Consider the following 6,999-nt stretch of genomic DNA (forward strand, 5'->3'; position numbering starts at 1 on the left):
AACAACCGGCAGAGAGAGCAAAAAAAGGCCCCGCGGTGGCGGGGCCTGAGCAAGAGGATAGGCGGTGAGAGTCAGTCGCCGAAGCGCTCGTCGGCCAGTTGCCGGAAGCAGGCAAGGGCGGCGTCGGCATCCTCCCCCCGCGCCAGCAGGCTGAGCCTGTCCCCCTGGCGTACGTTGAGCATGGCCAGCCGGGTCAGACTGCGGGGATTGACCTCCTTGTCGCCGCGCAGGAGGCGCAGCTCGGCGGCGAAGGGCTTGAGGGCCGCCACCAGACGGGCGGCCGGGCGCACATGCAGGCCATGGGGGTTGTCGACCACCACCTCGCAACGCAGCCAACCCTCATCGGCCGGCGGTGCCGTCTCGATCACTGCCGGAGCCTCTTTGGCGGGCAGCATGGCCTGCTTGGGACCCAATGCCCCGAGCGCCTCGACCGCCACCTCATCCAGACCCAGACCGGCACCTGCCGCCACCACGGCGGCCAGGGTACCCTCGACCAGCGGTGCCGGGCAGAGCCGCACCCTGGCGCTCAGCTCGGGGGGCAGCAGCTCGAGCGCTGTCTCGGCGCTCAGCAGGGCGCTGCCGAGATCCATCAACACCAGCACGCCACTGCCGTCGTCTGCTTCTTCGATCGCACTCATCACGGCGATGGCGTCCGTGCCGATGGGGTGCGCGGGGTCATCGACCCCGGCCGCCAGCAGCAGGCGCGCCGGGCTGCCCAGCTGTGCGGCCAGCTCCTGCAATCCAGCCGCCAGGGTGGCGCTGTGGGAGACTACGACTATGCCGATCATGCTACAACCTCGCTCTGTCACGCAGGGCGGTCAGCAGCAGCAGGGTCGAGGTGGCCCCGGCATCCTGATGGCCTATGCTGCGCTCGCCAAGGTAGCTGGCGCGCCCCTTGCGGGCCTGCATCTGTATGGTCGCCTCGGTACCGGCCGCTGCGGCAGCCACCGCCTTGTCCAGCGCCTCGGCCAGCGGCAGCGCCTGCTGCTGCGCCAACTGCAGGGCCGCCAGCGCCGGCCACCAGGCATCGCACATGGTCTTGTCGCCTGGCTCGGCACGGCCGCGGGAGACTATCCCCTCCACCCCGTCGGCCAGCATCTTGCCCAGCTGGCTCAGGGTCAGACTCTGGCAGGCGTCCGTGCTGGCCGCCGCCCGGATGAAGAAGGTGCCGTAGAGCGGGCCGCTGGCGCCACCGACGGAGGAGAGCAGGGTCATGCCGGTGGTCTTCAACACCTGTCCGATATCCTTGTCCGCCACCGCGGGCAGCTTCTCGGCCACCTTGGTGAAACCGCGCTGCATGTTGAGACCATGGTCGCCATCGCCGATGTCGGTATCCAGGGCGGTGAGGTAGTCACGCTGCTCGGTGAAGATGTGCTCGCAATCGAGCAGCCAGTTGACGATTTGATGCTTGCTTAACATAGACTTTCCTTAGCAGCCGCGACGCAGGGCGGGGGTATTGACGGGAGCATCCCACAGGGTCATCAGCTCGTCATCCACCTTGAGCAGGGTGATGGAGATGCCGGTCATGTCGAGGGCCGTGCAGTAGGGGCCGATCAGGTTGCGCACCGGATGGATGCCCGCCTCCTCACACAGGGTGGCGAGTCGGCCATAGACGCCGTACAGCTCGGAGAAGGGGGTGCCCCCCAGGCTGTTGATCAGCGCTATGACCCTGTCTCCCTCGTTCAGCGGCTCGATGAAGCTGTGCTCCTCCTGCCAGCTGCCGGAGGCTCTGTCCCAGTGGCGCAGGGTGCGGCCATAGGGGCTGTTGTCCGCCAGCTCCCTGAACATCTCATCCACCAGGGTATCGAGATCGGTGAAGGGGCGACGCGCTATGCCGGGTTCACCGTGGATGCCGACCCCGAACTCCATCTCGTTGTCCCCCAGGGTGAAGGAGGGTTTGCCCGCGGCAGGCACGGTACAGGCGTGCAGGGCCACGCCTATGGTACGGCTCTGGTTGTTGATGCGGCGGGCCAGCGCCTCGCAGCGCGCCAGGTCATAGCCAGCCTCGGCGGCGGCCCCCACCAGTTTCTCGCACAGCACCGTGGTGGCGACGCCACGGCGACCGGCGGTATAGAGGCTGTCTTTCACCGCCACGTCGTCATCGATCAGGGAGAAGCCCACCTGGATGCCGTCGCCGTGCAGCAACTCCACCGCAGTCTCGAAGTTGAGCACGTCACCGGTGTAGTTCTTCACCAGGAACAGCACCCCGGCACCACCGTCGACCGCCTGACCGCACTCGTACATCTGATCCGGAGTCGGGGAGGTGAAGATCTCGCCGGGGCAGGCGCCATCCAGCATCCCCTTGCCCACCAGGCCGCCGTGCATCGGCTCGTGGCCGCTGCCACCACCGGACACCAGCGCCACCTTGCCCGGCACGGGGGAATCGGCACGGGTGATGTAGTGGGGTTCGATACGGACCTTGAGCTCGGGGTGGGCGGCGGCCATCCCCATCAGTTGTTCACGGACCACGGCATCGACGGCATTGATCAGCTTCTTCATGGCTCACTCCTTGGCTTGCCACCGCACGGGTGGGCAAATGGTTGATGGAGCCAGTCTAACGGGATAGTGCGGGATAAAAATGACGGCCCGTTCGGTTCGGATCTGAAACAGAAAGAGCGGGCCCGGCGTTTCACTCTGAAACGACATGCGGCAAGCAGGGGGAAAATTGCCAGCCACCTCACAGCAATGAAAAAGGGCCCCGCAGGGCCCTTCTCTATATCTGAAAATATCTGGGTAGGCTAGATGGCCCAGCCACCGGCGTAGAAGGTCACCAGCGCCAGGGCGATGATGACGGTGCCGACGTTGAGCTTCTTCCACTCGGCGGCAAACAGGCGGCCAATCACCAGTGCCACGAAGCCCAGCATGATGCCGGTGACTATGTTGCAGGTGAGCACGATGAAGACGGCGCACAGCATGCCCGCCAGCGCATCGACCGAGTCGCTGAAGTCCAGCTTGGTGACGTTGCCCAGCATCAGCAGGCCGACGTACATCAGCGCCGGTGCTGTGGCGTAGGCCGGCACCAGATAGCTCAGCGGGGAGAGGAAGATCATCAACAGGAACAGCACGCCGACCAGGGCCGCGGTCAGGCCGGTCTTGCCACCGGCGGCGGTGCCGGCGGCCGATTCGATGTAGACGGCGGCAGGGGCACCGCCCACCATACCGGCCACCATGCTGCTGACGGAGTCGGCGGTCAGAGCCTTGCCGCCACTGATGATGTGGCCACGATCGTTGACCAGACCCGCCTGACCCGCGACGGCGCGGATGGTGCCGGTGGCATCGAACACGGCCGTCATCACCAGAGCCAACACGGTCGGGATGACGACAGGATTGAGCGCCCCCATCAAATCCAGGCTACCGACCAGGGAGCCCTTCTCACCGGTCAGACTCGGCATGGCGAAGAAGCCCTGCCAGGTCACCTTGGGGTCGAAGAAGAGACCCAGCACAGAGATGGCGACTATCACCATCAGGATGCCGCCCGGCACCTTGCGACGCTCCAGCCCGAAGATGGCGGCCAGCCCCAGCACCGTCATGATGACCGGGAAGGAGGTCACCTCACCGAGCTGCACCGGCAGGCCGGCCCCTTCATTCTTGATCACCATGCCGACGCCATTGGTGGCGATCAGCAGCAGGAACAGGCCGATACCGATGCCGGTGCCGTGGGCTATGCCGGACGGCAGATTGGCCAGGATCCACTGGCGCACACCGGTGACGCTGATCAGGGTAAACAGCACCCCCATCCAGAAGATGGCACCCAGCGCAACCGGGATACTCAACCCCTGCCCCAGCACCAGGCTGAAGGCGGTAAAGGCGGTGAGGGAGATGGCGCAGCCGATGGCCATCGGCAGGCGGGCCCAGAGCCCCATCAGCAGGGAGCCAAAGGCGGCGATCAGACAGGTGGCGACGAATACCGGCCCCTGCTCAAAGCCCGCGACACCCAGCATATTGGGCACCACTATGACGCTGTACACCATGGCCAGGAAGGTGGTCAGCCCGGCCAACAGTTCCTGGCGCACGCTGCTGCCGCGCTCGGAAATGGAAAAATAGGAATCCAAAAAGCTGCCTCTTCCTGCTTGGGCGGCCATATCTTGCGTTGCCATAACTCATCCTAAAAGTGTGAAGGAAATCGTTTGCTTTTATGGCTGCGCAAAATAGCAAGAATTCACCCAGATTGCAGCGACTTCTCCGACTTTTTCCACAAAGTCGAGAAGAAGGGTGCCAGTCGTCACTCATTGCCATCCCCTGAATGGACTGATCCGCCAGAAAGAGACTCCTATACTGCAAGGACCCCTTCCGCCAGACTGGAGATGACCCATGCACACTCGCAATCTGCTGAACGATATTCCCTCCCCTCTGCCTGCCGAACTCTTTCAGGATCTGGTGAGCACCAATCATCTGCGGATAGAGCGCATCGTCTCCCTGGGGCATCAGACCGCACCTGGCGAGTGGTACGATCAGGATGAACACGAATGGGTGCTGATCGTGCAGGGCGAGGCCAGCCTGCTGTTTTCCGATCCACAAACCGATGAACAGCAGCTGGTGCTGCTGGGGCCGGGTGATCACATCAATATTCCCGCCCGCCAGAAACACCGGGTGGAGTGGACCCACCCAGAGACGCCCACTATCTGGCTCTGCGTATTCTACTGACGAGCCATGGTGGCGGCGCAAACAGGCCGCCGAGCCAGGCGGCCGAAAGGCGAAACCGGGGGGGCTTGGCAAATTGCAGACATGAAAAAAGCCCAGTCTTTCGACTGGGCTTCTTAATCATTGGCGGAGCGGACGGGACTCGAACCCGCGACCCCCGGCGTGACAGGCCGGTATTCTAACCGACTGAACTACCGCTCCGCTGTCTGGTTAGCTTTTTGCTAAATTGTCTGCCGTTTCAATGAGGTGTCATCCTCTCGGCCAACGTCGTGATGTGCACGGCGCTGTTTAATTGGGTGCCTGGCAGTGTCCTACTCTCGCATGGCGAATGCCACACTACCATCGGCGCTACCGCGTTTCACTTCTGAGTTCGGCATGGGATCAGGTGGTTCCACGGCGCTATGGCCGCCAGGCAAAAAACTTCATCCGGAAAGCTGACGTGAATAACGACTAAGCGCTTAGCTTGGTCACTATCACTGAATTAAGTAAGTAGTTCTTCATCTGCTACAAGGCCCAGAACACTTCTTGGGTGTTGTATGGTTAAGCCTCACGGGTAATTAGTATGGGTTAGCTCAACACGTCGCCGCGCTTACACACCCCACCTATCAACGTTGTGGTCTCCAACGGCCCTTTAGGACCCTCAAGGGGTCAGGGATGACTCATCTCAGGGCTCGCTTCCCGCTTAGATGCTTTCAGCGGTTATCGATTCCGAACTTAGCTACCGGGCAGTGCCACTGGCGTGACAACCCGAACACCAGAGGTTCGTTCACTCCGGTCCTCTCGTACTAGGAGCAACTCCCTTCAATCATCCAACGCCCACGGCAGATAGGGACCGAACTGTCTCACGACGTTCTGAACCCAGCTCGCGTACCACTTTAAATGGCGAACAGCCATACCCTTGGGACCGACTTCAGCCCCAGGATGTGATGAGCCGACATCGAGGTGCCAAACACCGCCGTCGATATGAACTCTTGGGCGGTATCAGCCTGTTATCCCCGGAGTACCTTTTATCCGTTGAGCGATGGCCCTTCCATTCAGAACCACCGGATCACTATGACCTACTTTCGTACCTGCTCGACCTGTCCGTCTCGCAGTTAAGCTGGCTTATGCCATTGCACTAACCTCCTGATGTCCGACCAGGATTAGCCAACCTTCGTGCTCCTCCGTTACTCTTTGGGAGGAGACCGCCCCAGTCAAACTACCCACCAGGCACTGTCCGCGATCCCGATTCAGGGACCTGCGTTAGAACATCAAACATACAAGGGTGGTATTTCAAGGACGGCTCCAGCGCAACTGGCGTCACGCCTTCAAAGCCTCCCACCTATCCTACACATGTAGGTTCAATGTTCAGTGCCAAGCTGTAGTAAAGGTTCACGGGGTCTTTCCGTCTAGCCGCGGGTACACCGCATCTTCACGGCGAATTCGATTTCACTGAGTCTCGGGTGGAGACAGCATGGCCATGGTTACACCATTCGTGCAGGTCGGAACTTACCCGACAAGGAATTTCGCTACCTTAGGACCGTTATAGTTACGGCCGCCGTTTACCGGGGCTTCGATCAAGAGCTTCGCTTGCGCTAACCCCATCAATTAACCTTCCGGCACCGGGCAGGTGTCACACCCTATACGTCCACTTTCGTGTTTGCAGAGTGCTGTGTTTTTGATAAACAGTCCCAGCCATCTGGTCACTGCGACTCCCAACTGCTCCATCCGCAAGGGACTTCACTGTCAAGAGCGAACCTTCTCCCGAAGTTACGGTTCTATTTTGCCTAGTTCCTTCACCCGAGTTCTCTCAAGCGCCTTGGTATTCTCTACCCGACCACCTGTGTCGGTTTGGGGTACGATGACTTGTAATCTGAAGCTTAGAGGCTTTTCCTGGAAGCATGGCATCAATGGCTTCACCACCGTAGTGGCTTCGTCTCGTGTCTCAGCGTTGCATCTCCGGATTTGCCTAGAGATACCGCCTACGCACTTTCACCAGGACAACCGTCGCCTGGCCCACCTAGCCTTCTCCGTCCCCCCATCGCAATTACAAGTCGTGCAGGAATATTAACCTGCTTCCCATCGATTACGCCTTTCGGCCTCACCTTAGGGGTCGACTCACCCTGCCCCGATTAACGTTGGACAGGAACCCTTGGTCTTCCGGCGAGGAGGCTTTTCACCCCCTTTATCGTTACTTACGTCAGCATTCGCACTTCTGATATCTCCAGCATACCTCTCGATACACCTTCGCAGACTTACAGAACGCTCCCCTACCACTCACACATAAGTGTGAATCCGCGGCTTCGGTGCCTGGTTTGAGCCCCGTTACATCTTCCGCGCAGGCCGACTCGACTAGTGAGCTATTACGCTTTCTTTAAA

5 protein-coding genes, 1 tRNA gene and 2 rRNA genes (1 of these 8 only partly in view) are annotated in these 6,999 nt (G+C 60.9%); 1 reads left to right on the forward strand and 7 read right to left on the reverse strand.

The window, feature by feature from the left end; genetic code table 11:
* Window positions 1-71: 71 nt before the first annotated feature.
* The 4 genes from dhaM to EL255_RS19690 all read right to left on the reverse strand — a co-directional run bounded on the left by dhaM (window position 72) and on the right by EL255_RS19690 (window position 4,097).
* Window positions 72-788 (reverse strand): dihydroxyacetone kinase phosphoryl donor subunit DhaM, encoded by a 717-nt coding sequence (dhaM, locus tag EL255_RS19675; RefSeq protein WP_042653429.1) that lies wholly within the window; start codon window positions 786-788, stop codon window positions 72-74.
* A 1-nt stretch (window position 789) separates the two neighbouring features.
* On the reverse strand, window positions 790-1,419 hold the full coding sequence (dhaL, locus tag EL255_RS19680; RefSeq protein ID WP_042653430.1) for a dihydroxyacetone kinase subunit DhaL: 630 nt from the start codon (window positions 1,417-1,419) through the stop codon (window positions 790-792).
* Window positions 1,420-1,428: 9 nt separating this feature from the next.
* Window positions 1,429-2,499: a dihydroxyacetone kinase subunit DhaK gene (gene dhaK, locus EL255_RS19685; protein WP_042653431.1), complete on the reverse strand. Its 1,071-nt coding sequence runs from the start codon at window positions 2,497-2,499 to the stop codon at window positions 1,429-1,431.
* A gap of 239 nt (window positions 2,500-2,738) precedes the next feature.
* Window positions 2,739-4,097, reverse strand: a complete 1,359-nt coding sequence (locus EL255_RS19690; protein WP_042653432.1) for an NCS2 family permease — start codon at window positions 4,095-4,097, stop codon at window positions 2,739-2,741.
* Between the two features lie 214 nt (window positions 4,098-4,311).
* Here EL255_RS19690 and EL255_RS19695 point away from each other — a divergent pair, with 214 nt between their 5' ends.
* Entirely contained in the window at window positions 4,312-4,644 is a 333-nt protein-coding gene (locus EL255_RS19695; RefSeq protein ID WP_042653433.1) for a cupin domain-containing protein, read from the forward strand.
* A 121-nt stretch (window positions 4,645-4,765) separates the two neighbouring features.
* Here EL255_RS19695 and EL255_RS19700 read toward each other — a convergent pair.
* The 3 genes from EL255_RS19700 to EL255_RS19710 all read right to left on the reverse strand — a co-directional run.
* A tRNA-Asp gene (locus EL255_RS19700) sits at window positions 4,766-4,842 on the reverse strand.
* A 97-nt stretch (window positions 4,843-4,939) separates the two neighbouring features.
* Window positions 4,940-5,054 (reverse strand): 5S ribosomal RNA (gene rrf, locus EL255_RS19705).
* 123 nt (window positions 5,055-5,177) lie between these two features.
* Window positions 5,178-6,999 (reverse strand): 23S ribosomal RNA (locus tag EL255_RS19710) (it continues 1,068 nt past the right edge of the window).

This window comes from Aeromonas encheleia (assembly GCF_900637545.1).
GTDB classification, from domain to species: Bacteria; Pseudomonadota; Gammaproteobacteria; order Enterobacterales; family Aeromonadaceae; genus Aeromonas; species Aeromonas encheleia.